Source organism: Halopelagius fulvigenes (genome assembly GCF_055398025.1).
In genome coordinates this window covers 357,932-379,318 of sequence record NZ_AP043846.1, presented here as the reverse complement: position 1 = coordinate 379,318, position 21,387 = coordinate 357,932, and the positions used below count along the sequence as shown (strand labels likewise).

Genomic DNA, 21,387 nt, shown 5'->3' with positions numbered 1-21,387 from the left:
GAAGTAAGCGTCCCTACCGCGGGCGCACGTCCGCCGCGACGGGGAAGTGGTCCGACGGGTAGCGTTCGCCGTCCGCGCCGCCGTCGCGCCTGTCGGTGAGCGTCGCCGTCAGCGACACGTCGCAGTCGCGGACGAACACGTAGTCGATTCGCTCCGTCGCGTCGCCGGTGAACCCGTGGAACGTCCTCTCGGGGCCGTGGTGGCCCGCCTCCGCCAGCGTCCTCGCGTCTCGGAGCGGAGAGGCGTCGCTGTCGCCGTCCGTCCCGCCTCCCTCGCCGCCTCCGTCGTCGCCGACGAGGCGGCGGTAGGGCGCGGAGTCCGGTTCGCAGTTGAAGTCGCCCGCGACGACGAGGGGGCCGTCGAGTTCGCCGAGTCGCCGCCGGAGAAGCGACGCGCCCTCCGCGCGCGCCCTCGCGCCGCCGTGGTCTAAGTGGACGCTCGCGGCGTGCAAGCGGCTACCCGTCTCCCGTTCTCTGAGGGTGACGCGGGTGACCACGCGCGGGTAGTCGGCGTCCCACCCGACGCTCCCCGGTTCGTCGGGCGTCGCCGAGAGCCAGAACGCGCCTTCGTCCTCGCGTTCGAACCGCTCTGCGTCGTAGCCGACGGGGACGAACTCGCCCTCCTCGTCGCCCGCGCGCCCGACGCCGAACCACTCGTAGCGGTCGGTGGCGTCCCGAACGGCCCGGAACTGGTGCGGGAGGGGTTCCTGCAGGCAGACCACGTCCGGGCGGTGGTACCGCAGGAGGCGGACGACGGCGTCGCGCCGGTTCGGCCACGCGTCTCGCCCGTCGCTGTCGGTGTCGTAGCGGACGTTGAAACTCAGAACCCGAACGGGCGAGCGAAGCATGTGGGCCGCAACGTCGCGGAGGTACGTCAACCCCGCGGAACGGCGAGGTGGAACGGAAGCGCGGCCGCTTCGGTCCGTGCTTTCGGAACGTCCTTAGGCCGGCGCGTCGAACCGCGAGGCATGAACCTCGACGTTCGGGAAGTCGCCGAACTCTCGCCCGACGAACGAGCGTCCCTCTTCGAACGCGACGCCGGCGTCGCCGACGTTCGCGGGGACGTCCGCGACATCGTCTCCCGCGTCCGCGAGGAGGGGGACGTCGCGGTGCGGGAGTTCTGCCGGGAGTTCGACGGCGTCGAAGTCGGCAACATCGACGTGACGGACGCCGCCGAACGCGCCTTCGACGAGATAGACGACGACGTGCGGGAGGCCATCGAAACCGCCGCCGAGAACGTCCGCGAGTTCCACGAACGCCAGATGCCGGAGGACTGGCGCGAATCGTTCGAGAGTCGCGTGAGCGACGCGAACGCAACGTCGGAAGAGCAGCGCTCTTCCGGAAGCAGGGAACTCGGGCGTCGCTTCCGCCCCCTCGAACGCGTCGGCGTCTACGTCCCCGGCGGCACCGCCGCGTACCCCTCCAGCGTCCTCATGGGCGTCATCCCGGCGAAGGTGGCCGGCGTCGAACACGTCGCCGTCGCCACCCCGCCCGCCGAACCGATACACCCCGTGACGCTCGCCGCGGTACACGTCGCGGACGCGGACGCCGTCTACAGCGTCGGCGGCGCGCAGGCCGTCTCAGCGCTCGCCTACGGCACGGAGACGGTGAAGGCCGTCCAGAAGGTGGTCGGCCCCGGAAACAGGTGGGTCACCGCGGCGAAGGCCGAAGTCCGCGGCGACGTGGACATCGACTTCCTCGCCGGCCCCTCGGAGATTCTCGTCGTCGCCGACGAGACGGCGAACCCCGAGTACGTCGCCGCCGACTTGGTGGCGCAGGCCGAACACGACCCGAACGCCTCCGTCGTCGCCGTCACCGCCGACGCCGAACTCGCGGCGGAGATAGCGGACGCCGCCGCGGCGCGGGCGGCTGACGCGGAACGTGCCGACGTGGTGGAAGACGCCCTCTCGAACGACGCCTCGGGCGTCCTCTTGGCCCGGTCGATGTCCGAGGCGGTGCTGTTCGCCGAGGAGTACGCGGCCGAACACCTCTCGATTCAGGCCGACGACGACGAGGCCCTCTTGGACCGCATCTCCAACGCGGGCAGCGTCTTCCTCGGCCCGTACACGCCCGTCGCCGCCGGCGACTACGCCTCCGGCACCAACCACGTCCTCCCCACCTCCGGCGGCGCGAAGCGCTACGGCGGCCTCTCGGTGGACACGTTCCTGCGCTCCTCGACGGTGCAACGACTCGACGAGGACGCGCTCTCGGACCTCTCTCCCACCATCACGACGCTCGCCGAGGCGGAAGGACTCGGCGCGCACGCGGAGAGCGTCCGGACGCGCCTCGGCGACGATTCGGGCGCGGGCGAGTGACGGCGTGAGTCCATCACGGTCCCGTCCGCCGTCGTTCGGCGACATGTGCGAAGCCGTCCTCTCGGACCCCGACGGCGAGCACTCGCTGTACACGACGCTCGCACCCTTGTACGCGCGCCTGAAAGCGGGCGACGACGAAACGCTCGACGCGCGGCGACGAATCCTCGACGCTCGACTGCCGGCGGACGTGTCGCGCGTCCTCGAACTCGGCTGCGACGTGGGGGAACTCCTCGCCCGCCTCTCGGCGCGGTACGACGCCGTCGGCGTGGATTCGTACCCGCAACTGCTCTCCTTCGCGGCTATGCGGTCGCTGAACGTCGTCCTCGGCGACGCGACGCGCCTCCCGTTCCGCGGCCGGTTCGACGCCGCCTGCGCGTTCGACTACCGCGCCGCCTCCGCCCCCCTCGGGGAGTTCTGCGAGGCGGCCCGCGAGTCGCTCCGTCCGGGCGGCATACTCGTCTTCGACGCGCCGTCGGACGCCCGCGCGGTGGACGCCTCGGGCGTCGAGACGTTCCGGGACGCGAGGTACCACCTCGAACGCGCGGTGGACGTGGCGCGGAACCCCGTCGTCGTCCGGTCGGACTACCGCGTCACCGACCGGCGAACCGGCGAGACGGCGGTGACGACGGAGCGACGGCGGGTTCGGACGTACGACCCCGAGAGCGTCCGGACCGCCCTCCGCGAAGCCGGGTTCGCGGACGCGGAGGTGTCCGCCGACGCGGGCGGCGAAGGGGCGTTCGTCGCCAGTGCGGTCCGGCCGGTGGAGACGGGCGAGTGAGGCGGGTCGGGAGGCGTCGAGACGGTCGAACGCCGCCGTCGACGGGCCGAAAGGAGATTGTGTGCTCGTCCCCTTCCACGATTCATGTCAGACACGTCCGAGACGAGCGTCGAAATCGGCACCGGCGGACTCGACGCGGAGATTCGCTTCGCCGACGAACGGCGGTACCGACTCGGCGAGGGGCGGATAACGTGCGGGGCCCTCGGAGAGTCGGACGCGGCGGGCGGGAACCCGGGGGTGGCGATAAACGGTCACGTCGAGGACGCTGACGCTCCCGAGATACGTCCCGGCGACGAGGTGACGGTGCGGGTGACGTACGACGGCGAGAGCGTCGAGTTCCCGGCGACGGGGACGAAGAGCACCACCGCTCATCCGGCCGCGTTCAAGTCCGTGCGCGGAAAGCAGCCCGCGGGGGAGTTCGAGGAGTACGAGACCGTAGAGCGGATCCTCCGGCGGGCGGCGGAAGACGGCGAGTGACCCGTCGAATCTGTTCCACCGGCGTCAACGTTAACATCTTCCATCTGGTATCGGTATCCATGAGCACAGAATCGGCCGAGAGCGGGTCCGGCACCCGCGTGACAGTCACGGAGTCGGCCGCGGAGGAGGCGCGCCGCCTCATGGAGTCGGAGGGGATGGACACCGACGTGGGCGGCCTCCGCTTGTTCGTCCAGCAGGGCGGTTGCGCGGGCCTCTCCTACGGGATGCGCTTCGAGGCGGAACCCGAAGAGGACGACGCGGTGGTCGAACAGCACGGACTCCGCGTCTTCGTGGACCCCGCCAGCATCAACTACATCGGCGGTTCGACCCTGCAGTTCGAGGGCGGCCTGCAGGGGGCGGGCTTCCACGTCGAGAACCCCAACATCGTCAGCGAGTGCGGGTGCGGCGAGTCGTTCCGGACGTAGTTCGGCGGGGAAGTCAGGCATAAACCTCCGGCCGCCGAACACGGGGGCATGGAGACCGAACTGGAACGAGTGCGGACCGAGGACGGAGAGACGCTGTTTCTCGACCGGAGCGACGCCGACAGAGGCGCGAAGGGACCGTTCTTCGTCGTGTACTCCGACCCGAACAGGGAACATCGCTGGGGCTACTTCTGCGGAAACTGCGACTCCCTCGACAACGCAATGGACACGATGGGTCGTATCGAGTGCAACGTCTGCGGGAACATCCGAAAGCCCGACGAGTGGGACGCCGCCCACGAGTGACGGCCGAACGGACGGTACGTCGTTCCGCACGTGTGTGAATTCGTGACAAGGTTTATGCTCCGGGGAGTAGTACGGTCGAGTACATGCCCCCTGTCAGCATGCCTCCCGCGGAGGAAGCCCAGTCGATATTCAGCGGACTCGGGTACACCGTCTCGGGCGACGGCTCCGATTTCGTCGCCGAGAGAAAGTGGCGAACGGTCCGCGTGACCGCACTCGATACCGATACGGTAGAGTTACGACGGCGCGCCATCGCGGACGGCGGTTCGCCGGCGGACACCGACGACGGCTATGGTCTCCGGTGTTTCGTCACGTGGAAGGAGGCGACGGGGAACCTCACGGAGAAGCTGCGCAGCGCCGACCCCTCGTTCGAGTGGGCGGTCATCGGCGTCGAGGACGGCGGCGACTACGACGTGGTCCACCCCGAAGCGCGGTGACGACGGTGCGGTAACTCTTTTCTGTGCGAGCGAACCAATCGTGAGTCATGCCAGACACCGGACTGCGTAGCGTCGTCGAGAGTCGGCGGGTCAACGCGGTGCTCGGATGGATTCTCGTCGTCGCTCTCTTGGCGGTCGGCGCCACGCGGTTCCTCCTCGGCGAACTGGAGTGGGCCGGGTTCGCGGTGGCCGTCGCCGCCGTCGCCGTCGTCCCCGCGGTGGCGTTCCGCGACTCCAGCGCCATGCTCCCGTGGGAAGTGCTCTTCATCGCGGCGCTGCCGTTTCTCGGACGCGCCCTCATCGTCGGCGAAACCGTCGGCGGGATGACGTTCACCGGGCGAGTGACGACGTACGTCGCCGTCGCGGCGGTGGCGCTCATCGTCGCCGTCGAACTCGACGTGTTCACCCCCGTCCGGATGAACTACACCTTCGCGCTCGTGTTCGTCGTCGTCGCCACGATGGCCGCCGCGGGCATCTGGGCGGTCGTCCGATGGCTCTCGGACGTGCTCCTCGGGACGTCGTTCCTCTACGACGGCCGCCCCGAGGAGGTGATAGAGGAGATGCTGATGTGGGACTTCGTCGCGGCGACGGTGGCGGGCGTCTTCGGCGGCGTCCTCTTCGAGTACTACTTCCGCCGCCGCGCGCACCTCGAACGGCGGCTTCCCGAGACGGAGCGAATCCGCGAGAGCGAGGAAGCGGCGCGATGAAGTGGCGCGACGTCTTCCACCTCGACCTCTCCTCGGAGCAGGAACTCGTACTCGTCGGCGCGATGCAGACGGCCCTCGTGGGCTTCCTGTTCGTCGGACTCTGGGAGCGCAACGTCGGCGTCATCGTCAACACGCTGTTCGCACTCGGCGTGACGTTCCTCCCCGGCATCTTCGAACACGACTACTCCGTCCCCCTCGACGCCGGACTCGTCCTCTGGATAACCGGGGCCGTCTTCCTCCATGCGTGGGGGACGGTGGGCCTCCCCGGCGTCGGCAGTTTCTACGCCAACGTCCCGGGGTGGGACCACCTCACCCACACCCTCTCTGCGACCCTCGTGGCGGCCGTCGGCTACTCCGTCGCGCGCGCCCTCGACGAACACACGGCGAGCATCTACCTCCCCGACGAGTTCATGTTGGTGTTCATCCTGCTCTTCGTCGTCGCCGCCGGCGTCTTCTGGGAGGTTCTGGAGTTCCTCATCGGTCTCGCGGCGCAGTTGCTGGGGGCGGACGCCGTCCTCACGCAGTACGGACTCGGCGACTCGATGATGGACCTCGTGTTCGATATGGTGGGCGGCGTCGTCGTCGCCCTCTGGGGGAGCAGTCAGCTGAGCGTCGTCGTCCAACACCTCGTCGCGAAACTGGAGTCCTCGCGCCCGCGGAGGGGGTGAACCGCGGCGTCCGCCGGTCCGAGGGACCGCCGGTCGTCGAATCGGCCCCGTTCTTTATCATAACAGACCGATAACAATACCGCGAACATGGTGTTCAAGAAGATAACGCTCATCGGGCGGAGCGAGGAGAGTTTCGACCGCGCGGTGGACGACGCGATAGACCGCGCCGACGAGACGCTGAACAACGTCAAGTGGTTGGAGGTGGACGAACTCGGCGTCGAGATCGCCGCCGTGGAGAACCGAGAGTACCAAGCGGAAGTCACCGTCGCCTTCGAACTCGAATCGCCGGAGGAGTAACCCGCTCTCCCGACCGGACGGTGCCTCGAACCGACGCCGACCGAACCGTCTCGTCCGGAGACGGATCAGATCACGCGATAGAGCGTCGTTCTGACAGTAACCGACGAATTCATTTCCGTCGCAGGGCCACCACACGTGGATGCCGCGTCTCCTCCACTACTCCGACATCGAGAACGTCTACGACGACCCCGTACGCGTCGCCCGCCTCGCCGGGCGCATCCGCGCACTCGACGACGAGGACGCTCTCGTCTGCGGTAGCGGCGACAACACGTCGCCGGGCGTCCTGCCCCTCGTAGACCGGGGGCGGCAGGCGCTGGATTTCTTCGACGCCGTCGGCACCGATATCTCCACGTTCGGCAACCACGACTTCGACTACGGCCCCGCGGCGGCGCGGTCCCTCGTCGCCGACGCCCCGCAGACGTGGGTGTCCGCGAACGTCCGCGAGGAGGACGGGAACCGGTTCGCCGCGGACCACGTGGACCCCTACGCCGTCCTCGAAGCGGACGGCGACAGCGTCGGCTTCTTCGGCGTCACCGACCCCGCGACGCCCTCGCTGAATCCGATGGCGGCGGACCTCTCCTTCTCGGACCCCTACGAGGCGGCCGAACGCGCCGTCGCGGCGATTCGAGACGAGGGGGTCGACTACGTCGTCGCCCTCTCGCACCTCGGCGGCGGCGACGACGAACTGGCCCGCCGGGCGGACGTGGACGTCGTCCTCGGCGGACACGTCCACTCAGAGCGGCACGAGCGCGTCGCAGACACGCTCCTTCTCCGGCCGGGGGTCAACGGTCACGCCGTCTACGAAGTTGAACTCGGCGACGACGGCGCGACTGCGACGCGACACGAGACGGTGGATGCCCCGCCCGTCGCCGCCGTCGCATCCCGACTGCGGGGGCGAATCGAGGCCGCCGGACTGGACGAGGTGGTCGCAACCGTCGAGACGCCCATCCAACGGTCGGACCAAGCCGTCCACCGCGGGGAGTGCCGCGTCGGCAACTTCGTCGCGGACGCCTACCGGTGGGCCTCCGGCGCGGACGTCGGGCTTCAAAACAGCGGGGGCATCCGCGACGGCCCCGCCATCTCGGGGGAGGTGACGCTGAAAGACTGCATCAGCCTCGTCCCGTTCGAGGAACCCCTCGTCACCGTCGAGTTGACAGGCGCGGAACTGAAGCGGGTGTTCAGCGAGTGCTCGTCGGCGACGGTGGACTTCGGCGAACCAGACTGGTGGCACGGTCACGTTAGCGGCGCGTCGTTCGTCTTAGACGAGGAGACGGCGGCAGTCCTCGCCGCCCGCGTCGGCGGCGACCCCGTGGACCCCGAGGCGACGTACACCGTCGCCACCTCCGACTACGTCCTCCACTCCGACCACGAGTTCCCGACCATCGAGGAGTCCCACCGCGTCGGCGAGGGCGACATCCTCCACGACGTCCTCGCGGAGTATGCCCGCGAGTGCGGCGTCAGCCCCGAAGTCGAGGGGCGGATGCGCCGCGTCCAGGGCGCGCCCGCGGACGACGACTGAGTCGCGGGGTTGCTCTCCGAAGGGGAAAGGTTGAGAACAGGCGGGCACTTTCATAAATCGATGACCCGTGTGGTGGTCCCCGTCCGGTACCCGTTGACGAAACACTCCGAAGCGACGCTGACCGAAGCAACCCGCATCGCCGAGGAGCGAACGGCGGAACTGACCGTCCTCCACGTCGACCTGTATCAGGAGAACCGGGGCGTGACTCGCGCCGAACTCAAGCGCGCGGTGGAACGCGAGTTCGGATCGCTCGAACAGACGCGCTACGTCGTCCGCCGCGGCTTCCTCGTCGAGGAGACTATCCTGGAGGAGGTGGCCGCCGAACGCGCCGACATCGTCGTCATCGGGTCGAAGCAGGCGAGTCGGTGGCGGCGGATGCTCCGGCGCTTCCTCGACGACCCGGACATCGAGACGTACCTCAGACAGAAACTCGACTGCACCGTCATCACGGTGCAACCCGGGCAGGTGGCCAGCGAGTAGCGCCCCAGACGGTCGGAAGAGCGGCGTTTCGCGTCCGAAGTCCCTCCCTTCTCGGTCCGCGGTCCGTCGCCCGTTCGGCGGTCGGACGGACCGTTCGGCGCGCCGCGGTCAGACCCCGTCCGACGGGCCGCCGGTCCGTCCGTCGACGTCGCCGGAGTTCGTCCCGCGGGGCGACGACGTCCCCTCGTCCGGATTCGCGGCGGCGTCCGGCGCGGACGCCGTCGGGTTCTCCGCCTCGCCGTTCGCCGTCATCTCGGCGTGCAGCGTTCCGCTGGTGTCGTCGAAGACGACGTGCTGGTGGGGGTAGGCCATCTCGACGTCGGGGTCGGACTCGAACTGCTCCCAGAGTTTCGTCTGGATGCGGGAGCGAACCGTGAGGAGTTTGTACGGCTTCTTCGCCCAGTACCGGAGGGTGACGAGGATGCCGTTGTCTGCGAACTCGTCGATGTACGCCGTCGGCCGCGCGGGGTAGCGCGCGCTTCCGATACGGATGTTCGGGCCGCCCTCGATGACCTCATCGACGCCGCTGGCGGCGTTCTCCATCAGTGTCCGCGCGCGTTCCACGTCGGACTCGTAGGTGACGAGAACCTGCAGGCTGAGGCGGATTCGCTCGTCCTCGGCGGAGTAGTTCGTCACGAACCGTTCGCGCATGTTCGCGTTCGGGATGACGAGCGAGGTGTTGTCGAGCGTGTACACCTTCGTGTAGCGGATGGTGATCTCGTCGACGAACCCCCTGCGCCCGTCCTCCAACTCTATCATGTCGCCGATCTCGTACGGTTCGTCGGCGAGGATGAACAGGCCGCTGATGATGCTGCCGACGAGGGGCGCGAGGACGACACCGAGGACGGCCGAGAACACCGTCACCGACAGCACGATGTCGCCGAACTCGAAGCCGAGGAGGTTGATGGCGACGGCGACGGCGACGGCCATCACCGAGAACCGAATCAGCCTGAGAACCGTCTGGGCGACGCTCTGCCTGCGGAAGCGTCGGGCGACGCGTCGCCCGAGCAACCGACTGGCGTACTGCGAGAGGGCGTACCCGGCCACGAGGACGACGGCGGCGGCGACGTACTGCCACCCCGGAACGAACAGCCATTCGGGGAGGACGTTCCCCAACGCCTCGCCGGCCTCGGTAGGCGGCGTCTGTACGGGGCCGCCGGGCGTTCCGGGCGTGGTCGTCCCCGTCGTCCCCGTAGTCGTGCCCGACTGCATACGGACACCCTCGGCGCTACCGGAAGAAAAAAGGCCCACACTCGTCGCCGGTCGTGGCTCTCGGCTCGTTGCGTTCGTCCCTCCCACGGGAACGGGACTGTTCGGGTGAGACACGAGGGAAGAATAAGTCGAGGCGCCGCCTACGGAGTACCGATGTTCGGCCGCTTCCAGAAGTCGCCCGACTTTCGCATCGCCCACAAGAGCGACCCGAGCGAGACGCTTCTCGTCGGACTCTCCTCGTTCGGGTTCGCGGGGCGAACCGCCGCGGACTACCTCGTGAACCACCTGAGCCTCGAAGAACGGGGGCACCTCGAAGTGGACGGTCTGCCCTCGGTCACGCCGTTCGAGAACGGGCGTCCGCGGCACCACACGCGACTGTTCTCGCGGGACGATTTGGACGTGACCGTCCTCGTCGGCGACCTGTTCGTGCCCGCCCCCGTCGGGCAGACGTTCGCCGACGCCGTCGCGGCGTGGGCGGGGGAGAACGGCGTCGCGGACGTGGCCGTCCTCGCCGGCGTCCCCATGCCACACGGCCCCGACGAACACCGCACGTACTTCGTCGCCACCGACGGCTACCGCGAACGGCGACTCGACGAGACGGACGTCACGCCGATGGGCAACGGCTTCCTCGACGGCGTGAACGGCGCACTCGTCGAACGCGGCCTCACCTCCCCGCTCGAAGTCGGCGTCTACGTCACGCCCGTTCACGCGCAGGCGCCGGACGTCGAGGCGTCGATTCGACTCGTCGAAGCCGTCGAGTCCGTCTACGAACTCGGCGTGGACGCCGGCCCCCTCGAACAGTTCGCCGCGGAGGTGCGCCAACACTACAGCGAAATCGAAGAGCGGATGCACGAACAGGAGGCGGACCTGTCGGAAGACCGGATGTACATGTAAGCGGCCGTTCGGGACCGTGGGATACCACGATGTTCCGAAAATCGGTGCTACTCGAACCATAGTAAACATCAAGGTCCATGAAGAATACTACGTGGTATGGCAGACGATCTTCGGCTGACGATGGAACGCGTCGGGGACCGGTTCAACCTCGGCGAGTACGAGATAGACGCCTACCTCGCGGTTCTGGAACACGGCGAACTCACCGCCTCCGAAATCGCAGACCGGACGGACATCCCGCAACCGAGGGTGTACGACACGGTCCGGAGCCTCTCGGACCGGGGGCTGGTCGAACTCCGCGAGTCCCGCCCGATGAAGATAGTCGCGGTCAACCCCGAGGACGCCTTCGGCAACATCCAGACGTCGCTCGGCGAACTCATCGACGAACTCGAAGCGCGGTACACCGCCCCCGCCCGCGACACCGAGGCCGTCTCCCTCGTGAAGTCGCGTTCGACCATCCTCCGGTACATCGAGGAGATTATCGACAACGCGGAGTACGAACTCGTCCTCTCTCTGACGCCGGACCTCCTCCGTCGGTTCCGCGACGACCTCGCGGAGGCCATCGACGGCGGCGTCAGTATCGACCTGCTCGTGACACCCGCCGCGCGCGCACCCTCGCCCGAGGAGTTCGACTACCTCGAAGTGGCGACCCGCGCCCGCGCCCGTCGCGGCATCACGACGCCCGTCCTCGCCGTCGCCGACGGCGAGTACTCCATCTACGCGACGCAGGACGCCCTCCGCGACGACCGGGACCGCTACGGCGTCATCTTCAACCGCTCGGCGCTCGGGTTCCTCGTCTCCGGGTTCTTCGGCACCGTCCTCTGGACGACGGCCGAGACGCTGGCCGCCAACGGGAAGCGCCGGCCGTTCCCGCGGCGGTACGCCTCCATCCGCCGCGCCGTCAAGGACGTCCGCGAACTCGACGGCGAGTTCTACGCCTCCGTCGCGGGGCGGGAGATAGAGACGGGCGACCCCGTCGTCGTCGAGGGGCGCGTCAACCAGACGCAGTTCGAGGAGTCCGAGGAAGTCGCCTCGCTCGAAGTGGAGACGCCGGACGGAACCGTCTCTGTGGGGGGCCTCGTCGCCGCACTCGAAGAGGTCGAAGCGCAGGAGATCCTGCTCGGCCGCGACTCCGTGCCGGACCGAGAGCACACCATCTGAGACCGCCTTCTCACGCCGATTCCGGTTCGTCCCCGTCGGCGACCTCCTCGTCGAACTGGTAGACGACGGCGCCGCAGGACTCGCACGCCAACACCTCGTCGTCCGGCGACTCGTAGACGCTCCCCGACCCGCCGCAGCAGTTGCTCTTCGTCGTCTCCACCACGTCGCCGCCGCAGTCGGGGCACGTCTCGACGAACATCCGAAGCGGCGTCGTCGCGTGGGCGCGGTATCGCTCCGGCACGCCGGCCTCCGCGAGGGCGCGAACCGCGGCGGCGTCGGCGATGCCGTGGACCCGCGAGAGCCAGACGGCGCGCGTCGGTCCCTCGATGCTCAGTCCGCCGTAGGCGCGTTCGCCCGCCGCCTCGAACGGCGCGGCGTCGGCGACGACGGCCGCGAGTTCGTCGTCGGAGCGGTCGCGGAGCGCCGCCATCTCTCGCTCCCACGACTCGTCGAACTCCTCGGAGAGTTCGAGCGCTCCGTCCGGAGCTTCCTCTACGACGCCCGTCTCGAACAGGACACCGACGAGTTCCTCGCCGTCCACCGCCTCGTCGGTCAGGTCGTCGGAGCGCCGCGTCCGCCCCCCGTCGGCGTGGGGGAACAGCGACTCCACCCCGAGCGACGCGACGAGGCGCGGCGCGAACTCGGGCGTGCCGGGGACGACGTACCCGCGGAGGTAGACGAGGGCGGCCCCGACGCCGAGGGCGAGGACGCCGACGGGAAAGGAGAGGATGGCGAGAATCCCGGCGGCGACGACGACGACGAACCCGTTCACGGCGGTACACGGCCAACAGCGTCTCTCGCCCGTGTACTCCGGCCGACGGAGCGAGTCGAGTAGTGACATACCAGTGCGTGGAGTGGCCGAACGCTTCAGCCTTTCCCGACTGCGGCGTTCGGTTTCGGAGAGAGGGTGGAGGAGAGACCGGAGAGAGGAGAGGGAGAGAAGGGTAGACCGGAGAGAGGAGAGGGAGAGAAGGGTAGACCGGAGAGAGGAGAGGGAAAGAAGGGGAGAACGCGGGGCCGTCAGTCGTCGCTCGGCGTCGCTTCGGGCGTCGCGCTCGCCCCGTCGAGTTGAATCGCCTGTCCCATCTCGGAGGAGCGGTAGATGGCGTCGATGACGCGCTGGACTTCGAGACCCTGTTCGGGCGTGTTGACGCCCGGCGCTTCGCCCTTCCGGACGGCGTCGAGGAAGATCTTCTGTTCGGACTTGTGGGTGTCGTTCGACTGCGTCTCGACCTGACTCTCGGTGAGGTGGTTCCGGCCGCCGACGCCGGACTCGTAGATGGTCAGTTCGTGGTTCCCCCGGTCGAACAGTGCGCCGGCGTCCGTCCCGCGGAGGAAGAACTCGTCGTTCGTCGGTCGGTTCGTCGCCCACGCGACTTCGAGCGAGATGGTCTTGCCGTCGGCGCACCGGATGAACGCCGAGGCGGAGTCGTCCACGTTGAACCCCTCGGGCCCGACGTCTTCGCCCCACATCTCGACGAACGCGTAGTCCTCGCGGTTACCGAACTGCGACCGGGTGATCGCCGACACTTCCTCCACCTCGGGGAAATCGAGGAAGAAGAGGGCGAGGTCGATGGCGTGGACGCCGATGTCGATGACGGACCCGCCGCCGGCGATGCTCTTCGAGGTGAACCACGACCCCCGCCCGGGGATGCCGCGGCGGCGCATGTAGTTCGCTTCGATGTGCTGAATCTCGCCGAACCGGCCCTGCGACTGGTGGTGCTTTATGACCTCCACCGGGCTTCCGAAGCGGTTGTTGAACCCGACCATGCAGAAGCCCTCGGCGGCCTCTGCGGCTTCGACGATGTTCTCGGCGGATTCCAGCGAGTGCGCGAGCGGTTTCTCCAGAAGTACGTCCAGACCGGCCTCCAACGCCGCGACGGCGTACTCTTCGTGGAACCTGTTCGGGGTGGTGATGATGACGGCGTCCGCGTCCGCGAACAGCTGTCCCTTCTCTTCGTACGTGTTCACGTCGTACTTCTCGGCGAAGCGACGGCGGGCATCGGCTTGGATATCCAACCCTCCCACGAGGTTGGCTCCAAGTTCGAGTAATCTGTCAGCGTGGTAGTGGCCGATGTTGCCGAGGCCGATAATGCCGACGCGTACGGGGGTCTCGGAATTCATGTTGCAATCATTTACTACTCGTATTGTTAAGTGACTCGTTCCGTCCTGCTCCGGGCGTTCTGCTCGAAGCGGAATCAGTACAGCTGTTTCTCACGCTCCTCCCTCTCCTTCTCTCTTTCCTCTTCTTCTTTGAGGCGGCGGCGGCCGCGGATGTACTGTCTCGTCTTCGGGACGATGGTGTTCTTCAGGTCGAGGACGAACGACACGATGCCGTACGCCCAGAAGAAGAACAGCACGGTCATCCCGCCGAGATAGAGCCACCCGAGTTCGTTGACCATGTTCTGAAGGAGGGATTGGTGGCACTTATCGTGCCGGGTCGTTTCGCGCGCCGTTCCGTTTCAGTCGTCGCCCTCGGCGGGCGTCTCGTCCGCACTCGTCGTCGGCATCTTCGAGGTGATGCCGTGGACGATCGCTTCGCCGGAGTTCGTGTCGAACAGGTGGACGCGCGAGCGGTCGAGTACGACGTCGACGTCCTCCTCTTCTTCGATTTCCGAGTCGGGTGCGACGCTCATCAGTAGTTGGCCTGCGAATGCATCGCCGGCCATGTCGTCGAGGTCCGTGCCCGCCTCCTCGTCTAAGAGGAGGTAGACGAATATCTCGTCGCCCATCGGTTCGAGGACGTCCGTCTTCGCGTCGATGGGCTGCGTCGGCGTCGTGAGTTCGGAGTCCCGCGTCAGGTAGACGTCCTCGGGGCGGACCCCGAGCGTCACTTCGTCGCCCACCGTGAGGCCGTGGTCGGCGGGGTCGAACGCCACTTCGACGTTCTCGCTGGCGAAGCCGTTTTCGGCCACCTCTCCCTCCACGAAGTTCATCGCGGGCGACCCGATGAAGCCCGCGACGAACAGGTTCGCGGGCTCGTTGTAGCAGGTCAACGGCGGGTCTATCTGCTGGAGCTGCCCCGAGTCGATGACCGCGATGCGGTCGGACATCGTCATCGCCTCCGCCTGGTCGTGGGTGACGTAGATGATGGTCGTGTCCAGCTCCTTGTGGAGGCGCTGGAGCTCCGTCCGCATGTGGACGCGGAGCTTCGCGTCGAGGTTCGCCAGCGGTTCGTCCATCAGGAACACTTCGGGGTTCCGGACGATGGCGCGCGCGATGGCGACGCGTTGTCGCTGGCCGCCCGACATCTCGTCGGGCATGCGGTCGAGCATGCCCTCCAACTGGACGATGTCGGAGGCGCGGTCGACCCGTCGGTCTATCTCCTCCTTGTCGAAGTCGCGGAGGCGAAGACCGAAGGAGATGTTGTCGTAGACGTCCATGTGCGGGAACAGCGCGATGTTCTGGAACACCATCGCGATCCCGCGGTCCTTCGGCGGCAGGTTCGTCACGTTGCGGCCGGCGATGTGCACCTCGCCCTCCGTGGGTTTGGTGAGTCCGGCGACCATCTCCATGGTCGTCGATTTACCGCAGCCCGAGGGACCGACGAGACAGACGAACTCGCCGTCCCTTATTTCGACGTTCATGTCGTCTACGGCCGTTACGTCGGCGTATCGTTTCGTTACGTGTTCGAGTTTGACTTCTCCCATTGGTTTACTCCTTGAGTGCTCCGGCGGTTAGTCCGCTGACGATCTTCTCCTGTGCGATGATGACGAGGATGGCGACCGGGAGGACGCCGACGATGCTCGCCGCCGCCATCAGGTTGTAGGGCGTGTCGAACTGCCCTTGGTACTTCAGGATACCCGCGACGATGGGTGCCCACGAGGACGCCTCGCCGTTGTTCATCAGGAACGAGAAGAAGAACTCGTTGTACACGCTGATGAACGTGAGGACGCCCGCAGTGGCGACGCCCGGCGCGGAGAGGGGGATGATGACCCGGAACAGGGCTCCGAGCCGCGTCGTCCCCTCGACCCGCGCCGCGTCCTCCAACCCGTCGGGGATCTGCCCGTAGAAGGTGGTGAGGATGAAGATGGACAGCGGCATGAACAGCGCGCTGAACGGTAGCACCATCGGCGCTGGCGTGTTGAACAGGTCCGGGCTGGAGACGGTAACCGGGCCGATCGAGATGGCGAGATTACCGGTGAATAGCTCGAACAGCGGAAGGAAGAACGCCGCCGGCGGGAAGTACGATATCGCCAGGATGGCCAGCATCAGCACCGACTTCCCGGGGAAGTTGAGGCGACCGAAGACGTACCCCGCCAGACTGGCCAACACCAGCACGATGGCCGTCGTCGCGATGCCGAGCACGAAGCTGTTGAACATGTACCAGTGGAACGGCACCCGCTGGAACATGGTCACGAACACCTCGGGGTTGAACCCCTTCGGCACCAACCCCATGTCGGTGATGAGGTTGTTCGGCGTCAGCGCCAGCACCAACAGCCAGTAGAACGGGAACAGCGTCGTGACCAGGAAGAAGATGGTCGCGACGTAGAACATCGCTCTGTTGGCCCGCTCGGGGTTCTTGATGGCCTTGTTCACCCACCGCTCGAACGGGCCACGGTGGATCTCTGCATCCTGCCTCGTTCCGACGTTCGTTCCGCCGTCGGGTCGTGTCTTTCCTGGCATGGTCAGAACCCTCCTTCGGCGTCCGCGAACTTGACGATGTACACGGAGACGACGATGCCGATGAGCACCGCCGTGATGAACGCCACCGTCGCGGACGTCGCGTACAACGAGTTGTTGAACGTCGTGACGACCAGACACGACAGCGACGGGACGGTCGTACACCCCGCCATCGTCTCGATGATACCGTACACCCGCATCGCCGCGATGGTGCGGAACAGCATCGCGACCAGCACCGTCGGCAGGATGAGCGGGAACGTTATCATCTTGAACTGCTGCCACTTGGTCGCGCCCGACACCCTCGCGACGTTGTACAGAGAGCGGTCGATGCTCTGCAGACCCGCGAGGATGAGAAGCGCCATGAACGCGGACGTCTTCCAGACGTCGGCGATGATGATGAGGAACAACGAGTCCGCGGTGTTCCGAAGCGGCGTGTAACTGATGCTCAGCGGGCCGATCTGGTTCAGGAACGCCGGGTCCTGCGGCGTCCCGACGAGGAACCCGATGTTCGGCTGGAACATCAGGTAGAAGATCATCCCCTGGATGACGATGGGGACGGCCCACGGGATGATGATGGCCACGCGGACCCACCGACGACCGCGGAAGTCCTGGTCGAGGACGAGGGCCTGTGCGAACCCGACGAGGGTCTCGAACAGGACGCTGAACCCTGTGAAGATGAGCGTGACCATCAGCGCGCTGCTGTACACGTTCTTGATGAACGGGAACTGTGACGTGAGATTCGGGAGGAAGTTCGACGGGAGTGCGAAGTTGCGTGCACCGGTTAAAAGGGCCACGTAGTTCTGGAGTCCGACGAACTCCCCCAGTCGCGACGACCCCGTCAGCTGATCGGCGAACAGCGAGTAGCCGAACGTCTGTATGAGGGGGTACACCGCTATGACTAACAAGAGGAGTAGCGCCGGCGCCAGAAGGAGGTATGCGTACGCAGTCTCCGATAGAGACTCCATCCATCGGATGAGCGCCACGTATGGCCCACTCCGGGAGCTCTCCCGCAGTGCCTCACCTGACTCCTGTTCGGTCGCCATGACAAATAATAACGTGGTTGAGGGAACTTATGTGTATGCGCTTCCCTTAAGCGCTCTGTTCGATCTGTTTGAGCGAGGACTTGAGGTCGGACATCGCCTGTTCCGGCGACTTCTCCTGCGCGTACGACGCGTTGACCTCGCTCGCTATCTTGCTGGACTGCTGCGGCCAGACCACGGTGACGGGGCGCGGAATCGCGTTCTCGCCGGCCACCTTCAGCTGCGGCAGGTAGCGGCCGATGACCTCCACCTGCTTCGCCTTGTCCGAGTCGAGGAGCTTCGGGCGCGGCGGGATCCAACCCATGATCCCGAAGATATCGAGCTGGAACTGCTCCTGCATCAGCGCTTGCAGGACCTTCACCGCGGCCTGCTTCTTCTTACCCGGCGAGTTCGGGTTCACCGTCATGTGCCAGCCGCCGAGCGCGGCGACCGGACCGCCGGTCATCGGGTACTGCGCCTCGCTCTCGGGCACGCCGTACGGGATGGGCATGACGCCGAGGTCCTTGCCGAAGACGTCCTCCGCACCGTTGATGGTGATGGAGTACGGCCAGTTGCGGTGCATGATGGCGTCGCCGCCGGTGAACGGTTTGCGCGAGGGTTCCTCGGTCCACTGCAGGACCGCGGACGGCGCGATGTTGCCCTCGTACCCGTCCAGGGAGTGTTTGTCCTTGGACCCGTTGATGAAGGTCCGGACCATCTTGATGGAGTCCAGAACCGGCTGCTCGTCGACGGTGATGGGTCGCTCGCCGATGGGGCCGAAGAGGTTCTTCTCGGGGTTGCCGAAGTACGCCCCGCCGTGGGAGGTCATGAACTCGTTGAAGTCACAGCACGACAGCCCCTCGTAGACGGAGGCCTGGAAGGTGTACCCGTTACCGATGTCCTGGTTCGCCTCCATGGCCTTCTTCGTGACCTTCGAGAACTCCTTCCACGACATGGACTCTGTGGCCCACTTGTTGAAGTCGGAGTCGCTGTAGCCGGCGTTCCGAAGCAGGTCCTTGCGGTACTGCATCGTCGGGAAGTCCGGGAACAGCGGAATCCCGTACAGGTCGCCCGAGTCCGGGCTCTTGGCCGTCTGGACCGAGGCCTGGAAGTACTCGTTTTCGACCGTATTCACCATGTCGCTCGGCAGCGCGTCCGTGAGGTTCTGAATCTGGTTGCGGGCAATGAACGGAATCGTCCACCCGCTGTCCATCATCATCAGCGTCGGCTCCTTCCGACCGCCGGAGAGCCACTGCTGATACTGGTTCTGTCGGTTGTTCGTCACCTGCGAGCCGGCGATGATCTCTACGGTGATGTTGTCCGGGAGGCCGGCGTCGTGCAGCGCCTTCTTGAACGCCTTCGAGTTGTCACCCATCCGAGTGTCGCCGGCGATTTGGACGGTGACGTCCTCGGTCACTTCTTTGGTGCTTATCGGCGTGGACGTGCCGGTATTTCCGCCACCGCCGCCCCCGCCGCCGCCGGTGCTCACACACCCCGCGAGACCGACCGCAACTCCAGATGCGCCTGCCGCCTTCACGAAGCGTCGCCGCGAAACGCGGCTCCGCTTTTCTGTCCGTGAGTCAGTATCAACCATTACAATCTGTGTCTTTGAATCAAAATTATTTATAGTTTTGGTGCCGCTTACTACTATCGTTGTGGTGAACTGTATACTACCGGTGTTGTGGTGAATTTTCCGGCCGTCTCTCCCCTCCGTCGTGCGTGCTTTAGAGCCGATGTCCCTCCAGCTTACTCCGTCGCACGGTTCGCCCGCTTTCGCAGGTAAGCGTTCGACGGGGATAATCCTTCCGCGTTATAGCACGCGTAAGAATGTTTATTCTAATCGTTAGTTATGTTTGGCGCGAGACGGCGGCGTTCGCGGGTCGCGGCGGGGCGGCGGACGGAGACGCAACGGCTTTAGCCCCTCCTTCGAAATCACCGCAGGACATGGAGGCGCGCACACGCGAGTATCTGGAGGGGCGTTTCGGGGACTACTACCGGAGCGTCGGCGCTTCGCTGCCTCCCGCGCCCGAACGCCGCGAGTGGGGGTACATCCCGTGGAGTGCGGGGGGGACGACGATGGTGCGACACCAGTCGCTCCTCGACGTGGGCGACCTGGGGGACTTCCTCCGTCGGACGGCCCCCCGGCACGTCTACTTCTCCTCGGCGCGGTTCGACGACCCCGGCGCGGGGACGATGGAGGAGAAGGGATGGCAGGGGGCCGACCTGGTCTTCGACTTGGACGCCGACCACCTGCCGGGCGTGGACCCCGAGGAGACGTCGTACGCGGAGATGCTCGCGGCGTGCAAGGAGTCGCTCCTCCGCCTTCTGGAGTTCGTCGAGGACGACTTCGCCTTCGAGGAGACGCAGGTCGTCTTCTCCGGCGGGCGCGGGTACCACGTCCACGTCAGAGACGAGAGCGTCCGGACCCTCGACAGCGAGGCCCGCCGCGAAATCGTGGACTACGTCCGCGCGATAGACGTAGACGTGGACGGATTGATCGCGACCGAATCGGTTCGCGGGACGACCCGGCGCGTCCTCCGACGCCGCGGCGGGTGGGGCGAACGCGTCCACGACCGCCTCCTCGACCTCGCCTCGACGCTCAGGGAGATGGAGGAGGAGGCGGCGCTCGAACGGTTGCAGGAACTACGGGGAATCGGCGAGGGCCGGGCGAAGACCATCTACGGCCAACTCCGGCACAACTTCGAGGCCATCCGCGAGGGGAACGTCGAGGCCGGCGGCCCCGGCACCCGAATCCTCGTGGACGCCCTCGCGGCGGAGGCGATAGAGGAGGAAACCGCGCCCATCGACGAACCGGTGACGACGGACACGAAGCGCCTCATCCGCCTTCCGGGGAGCCTCCACGGCGGGTCCGGCCTCCGCGTCCGGGCGTTGGACCGCGACGAGGTGGAGTCGTTCGACCCCCTCCAGGACGCGGTTCCCGACCGGTTCCGCGGGCGCGAGATCAAAATCGACGTGACGGACCCCGGACCCGCGGAGTTCGACGGCGATACCTTTACACTCAGCGGCGGAGGACAGTCCGTCGAAGAGTGCCTCGGGGTCTTCCTGATGGCCCGCGGCAGAGCCGAGAAGGTGAGAGAATGAACTTAGACGAGTTACGGAGCGTCCGACGGACGGAGCGACAGAAGGACAGCCTCCAGCACCTCCGCGACTCGTTCTACGCGGACGTCGCAGACTACATCGCCGAACGGAAGGCGGAGCGAACGCGCGCCGCCGAGGCCGCCGAGGACCCCTTCTCCGACCCCGACGTGGGGCGACTCACCGACGAGATAGAGACGGCCGAGGACGTCGTCGAGGCCATCTACGAGCGCCGAGTCGGCAAAGTCGTCAAGCTCGCCTCCTTCGCCGCCGCGGACATGAGCGCCGACACCAACGGCCTCACCGCCGAGGAACGAGCGCTGTTCGACGACATGGTGCGCCGCATCAAGGAGAACCGGCGGACCGTCCTCGAGGTTCTCGGCGGCAAGCGGACGGTCGAACCGCACGAGACGACCGAACCGATGCCGACGCACGACCAGACGAGCGAAAGCGACGGAGCGTCGGTCGTCCGCGACGCGGCCCCCGCCCCCGAGTCCGACGAACTGACCGACGGGGCCTCCGGGAACGCCGACGAACCCTCGGCGGACGGGACTTCGACCGACGACGTTCTCGCGGAGGCGATGGGCGGCGACGCTCCCTCGGGCGAGACATCCGATTCGGACGCCGACGCGCCGACCGCGGAGGCTCAAGCCGCCGAGACGCCGACGGCCGAGACGCCGGACCGACCCGCGGGAGACGGGGCGGCCGACGCGGTGACCGACGACGCCGGCCGTCCGGACGGCGAGGCGGGTGCGACGGCCGACGCCGACGCCGAACCCCCGGCGGGCGACGAGTCGGCGGAACCCGCCGCGCCGGCCCCGACGGACGACACCGACCGCGTGACCCTCCGCATCACCAGCGACGTGGGGCAGATATTCGGCGTGGACGAACGCGAGTACGACCTCGCGACGGAGGACGTGGTGACCCTGCCGACGACGAACGCCGAACCCCTCGTCGAACGCGGGGCGGCGGAGCGACTCGACTGA

The 21,387-nt window shown here is 66.9% G+C and carries 24 protein-coding genes; 15 read left to right on the top strand and 9 right to left on the bottom strand.

Annotated elements, in window-relative coordinates; genetic code table 11:
• Positions 1-13: 13 nt before the first annotated feature.
• Positions 14-847, bottom strand: a complete 834-nt coding sequence (locus tag ACZ522_RS06325) for an endonuclease/exonuclease/phosphatase family protein (protein WP_379693854.1) — start codon at positions 845-847, stop codon at positions 14-16.
• A gap of 120 nt (positions 848-967) precedes the next feature.
• On the opposite strand from ACZ522_RS06325, the gene hisD reads away from it, so the two are divergent.
• The 11 genes from hisD (at position 968) to ACZ522_RS06270 (ending at position 8,399) form a co-directional block, all read left to right on the top strand.
• On the top strand, positions 968-2,314 hold the full coding sequence (hisD, locus tag ACZ522_RS06320; RefSeq protein ID WP_379693856.1) for a histidinol dehydrogenase: 1,347 nt from the start codon (positions 968-970) through the stop codon (positions 2,312-2,314).
• A 4-nt stretch (positions 2,315-2,318) separates the two neighbouring features.
• Positions 2,319-3,092, top strand: coding sequence for a class I SAM-dependent methyltransferase (locus tag ACZ522_RS06315; protein WP_379693859.1), 774 nt, complete (start codon positions 2,319-2,321; stop codon positions 3,090-3,092).
• Between the two features lie 84 nt (positions 3,093-3,176).
• A complete protein-coding gene (locus ACZ522_RS06310) occupies positions 3,177-3,569 on the top strand; it encodes a hypothetical protein (RefSeq protein WP_379693862.1) in 393 nt (130 codons plus the stop codon).
• Between the two features lie 59 nt (positions 3,570-3,628).
• Complete coding sequence (locus ACZ522_RS06305) at positions 3,629-3,994, top strand: HesB/IscA family protein (protein WP_379693864.1); 366 nt, start codon at positions 3,629-3,631, stop codon at positions 3,992-3,994.
• 48 nt (positions 3,995-4,042) lie between these two features.
• Positions 4,043-4,294: a DUF5816 domain-containing protein gene (locus ACZ522_RS06300; RefSeq protein ID WP_379693867.1), complete on the top strand. Its 252-nt coding sequence runs from the start codon at positions 4,043-4,045 to the stop codon at positions 4,292-4,294.
• An 83-nt stretch (positions 4,295-4,377) separates the two neighbouring features.
• A complete protein-coding gene (locus ACZ522_RS06295) occupies positions 4,378-4,728 on the top strand; it encodes a DUF7116 family protein (protein WP_379693869.1) in 351 nt (116 codons plus the stop codon).
• 47 nt (positions 4,729-4,775) lie between these two features.
• Positions 4,776-5,435, top strand: a complete 660-nt coding sequence (locus tag ACZ522_RS06290; RefSeq protein WP_379693872.1) for a hypothetical protein — start codon at positions 4,776-4,778, stop codon at positions 5,433-5,435.
• A complete protein-coding gene (locus ACZ522_RS06285) occupies positions 5,432-6,103 on the top strand; it encodes a DUF2238 domain-containing protein (protein ID WP_379693875.1) in 672 nt (223 codons plus the stop codon). Before ACZ522_RS06290 ends, ACZ522_RS06285 begins: the two co-directional genes overlap by 4 nt.
• 87 nt (positions 6,104-6,190) lie before the next feature.
• Complete coding sequence (locus ACZ522_RS06280; protein ID WP_379693878.1) at positions 6,191-6,400, top strand: dodecin; 210 nt, start codon at positions 6,191-6,193, stop codon at positions 6,398-6,400.
• Positions 6,401-6,539: 139 nt separating this feature from the next.
• Positions 6,540-7,919, top strand: coding sequence for a bifunctional metallophosphatase/5'-nucleotidase (locus ACZ522_RS06275; protein ID WP_379693880.1), 1,380 nt, complete (start codon positions 6,540-6,542; stop codon positions 7,917-7,919).
• A gap of 60 nt (positions 7,920-7,979) precedes the next feature.
• A complete protein-coding gene (locus tag ACZ522_RS06270; protein ID WP_379693882.1) occupies positions 7,980-8,399 on the top strand; it encodes a universal stress protein in 420 nt (139 codons plus the stop codon).
• 108 nt (positions 8,400-8,507) lie between these two features.
• On the opposite strand, the gene ACZ522_RS06265 is transcribed toward ACZ522_RS06270, so the two are convergent.
• The gene (locus tag ACZ522_RS06265; RefSeq protein ID WP_379693884.1) at positions 8,508-9,611 is read right to left on the bottom strand and encodes a mechanosensitive ion channel family protein; all 1,104 of its coding nucleotides are present in this window, start codon (positions 9,609-9,611) and stop codon (positions 8,508-8,510) included.
• A gap of 153 nt (positions 9,612-9,764) precedes the next feature.
• Between ACZ522_RS06265 and ACZ522_RS06260 the strand changes: the two genes are divergently transcribed.
• On the top strand, positions 9,765-10,505 hold the full coding sequence (locus ACZ522_RS06260) for a proteasome assembly chaperone family protein (RefSeq protein WP_379693886.1): 741 nt from the start codon (positions 9,765-9,767) through the stop codon (positions 10,503-10,505).
• A gap of 96 nt (positions 10,506-10,601) precedes the next feature.
• A complete protein-coding gene (gene trmB / locus ACZ522_RS06255; RefSeq protein ID WP_379693888.1) occupies positions 10,602-11,663 on the top strand; it encodes an HTH-type sugar sensing transcriptional regulator TrmB in 1,062 nt (353 codons plus the stop codon).
• Between the two features lie 10 nt (positions 11,664-11,673).
• Here trmB and ACZ522_RS06250 read toward each other — a convergent pair whose 3' ends face one another.
• The 7 genes from ACZ522_RS06250 to ACZ522_RS06220 form a co-directional block, all read right to left on the bottom strand.
• On the bottom strand, positions 11,674-12,504 hold the full coding sequence (locus ACZ522_RS06250) for a DUF8054 domain-containing protein (RefSeq protein WP_379693891.1): 831 nt from the start codon (positions 12,502-12,504) through the stop codon (positions 11,674-11,676).
• Between the two features lie 179 nt (positions 12,505-12,683).
• Complete coding sequence (locus ACZ522_RS06245) at positions 12,684-13,787, bottom strand: Gfo/Idh/MocA family protein (protein WP_379693893.1); 1,104 nt, start codon at positions 13,785-13,787, stop codon at positions 12,684-12,686.
• A gap of 74 nt (positions 13,788-13,861) precedes the next feature.
• Entirely contained in the window at positions 13,862-14,065 is a 204-nt protein-coding gene (locus ACZ522_RS06240) for a hypothetical protein (protein WP_379693895.1), read from the bottom strand.
• Between the two features lie 60 nt (positions 14,066-14,125).
• The gene (locus tag ACZ522_RS06235; protein ID WP_379693897.1) at positions 14,126-15,313 is read right to left on the bottom strand and encodes an ABC transporter ATP-binding protein; all 1,188 of its coding nucleotides are present in this window, start codon (positions 15,311-15,313) and stop codon (positions 14,126-14,128) included.
• Positions 15,314-15,317: 4 nt separating this feature from the next.
• Positions 15,318-16,289 (bottom strand): carbohydrate ABC transporter permease, encoded by a 972-nt coding sequence (locus ACZ522_RS06230; RefSeq protein WP_379693899.1) that lies wholly within the window; start codon positions 16,287-16,289, stop codon positions 15,318-15,320.
• Between the two features lie 2 nt (positions 16,290-16,291).
• Entirely contained in the window at positions 16,292-17,251 is a 960-nt protein-coding gene (locus ACZ522_RS06225; RefSeq protein WP_379694567.1) for a carbohydrate ABC transporter permease, read from the bottom strand.
• A gap of 124 nt (positions 17,252-17,375) precedes the next feature.
• Complete coding sequence (locus ACZ522_RS06220; protein ID WP_379693901.1) at positions 17,376-18,842, bottom strand: extracellular solute-binding protein; 1,467 nt, start codon at positions 18,840-18,842, stop codon at positions 17,376-17,378.
• A 407-nt stretch (positions 18,843-19,249) separates the two neighbouring features.
• Here ACZ522_RS06220 and priS point away from each other — a divergent pair, with 407 nt between their 5' ends.
• Complete coding sequence (priS, locus tag ACZ522_RS06215; protein WP_379693903.1) at positions 19,250-20,407, top strand: DNA primase small subunit PriS; 1,158 nt, start codon at positions 19,250-19,252, stop codon at positions 20,405-20,407.
• Positions 20,404-21,387 carry a DNA replication complex subunit Gins51 gene (locus ACZ522_RS06210; protein ID WP_379693905.1) on the top strand — a complete coding sequence of 328 codons (984 nt, stop codon included), beginning with the start codon at positions 20,404-20,406 and terminating at the stop codon, positions 21,385-21,387. Before priS ends, ACZ522_RS06210 begins: the two co-directional genes overlap by 4 nt.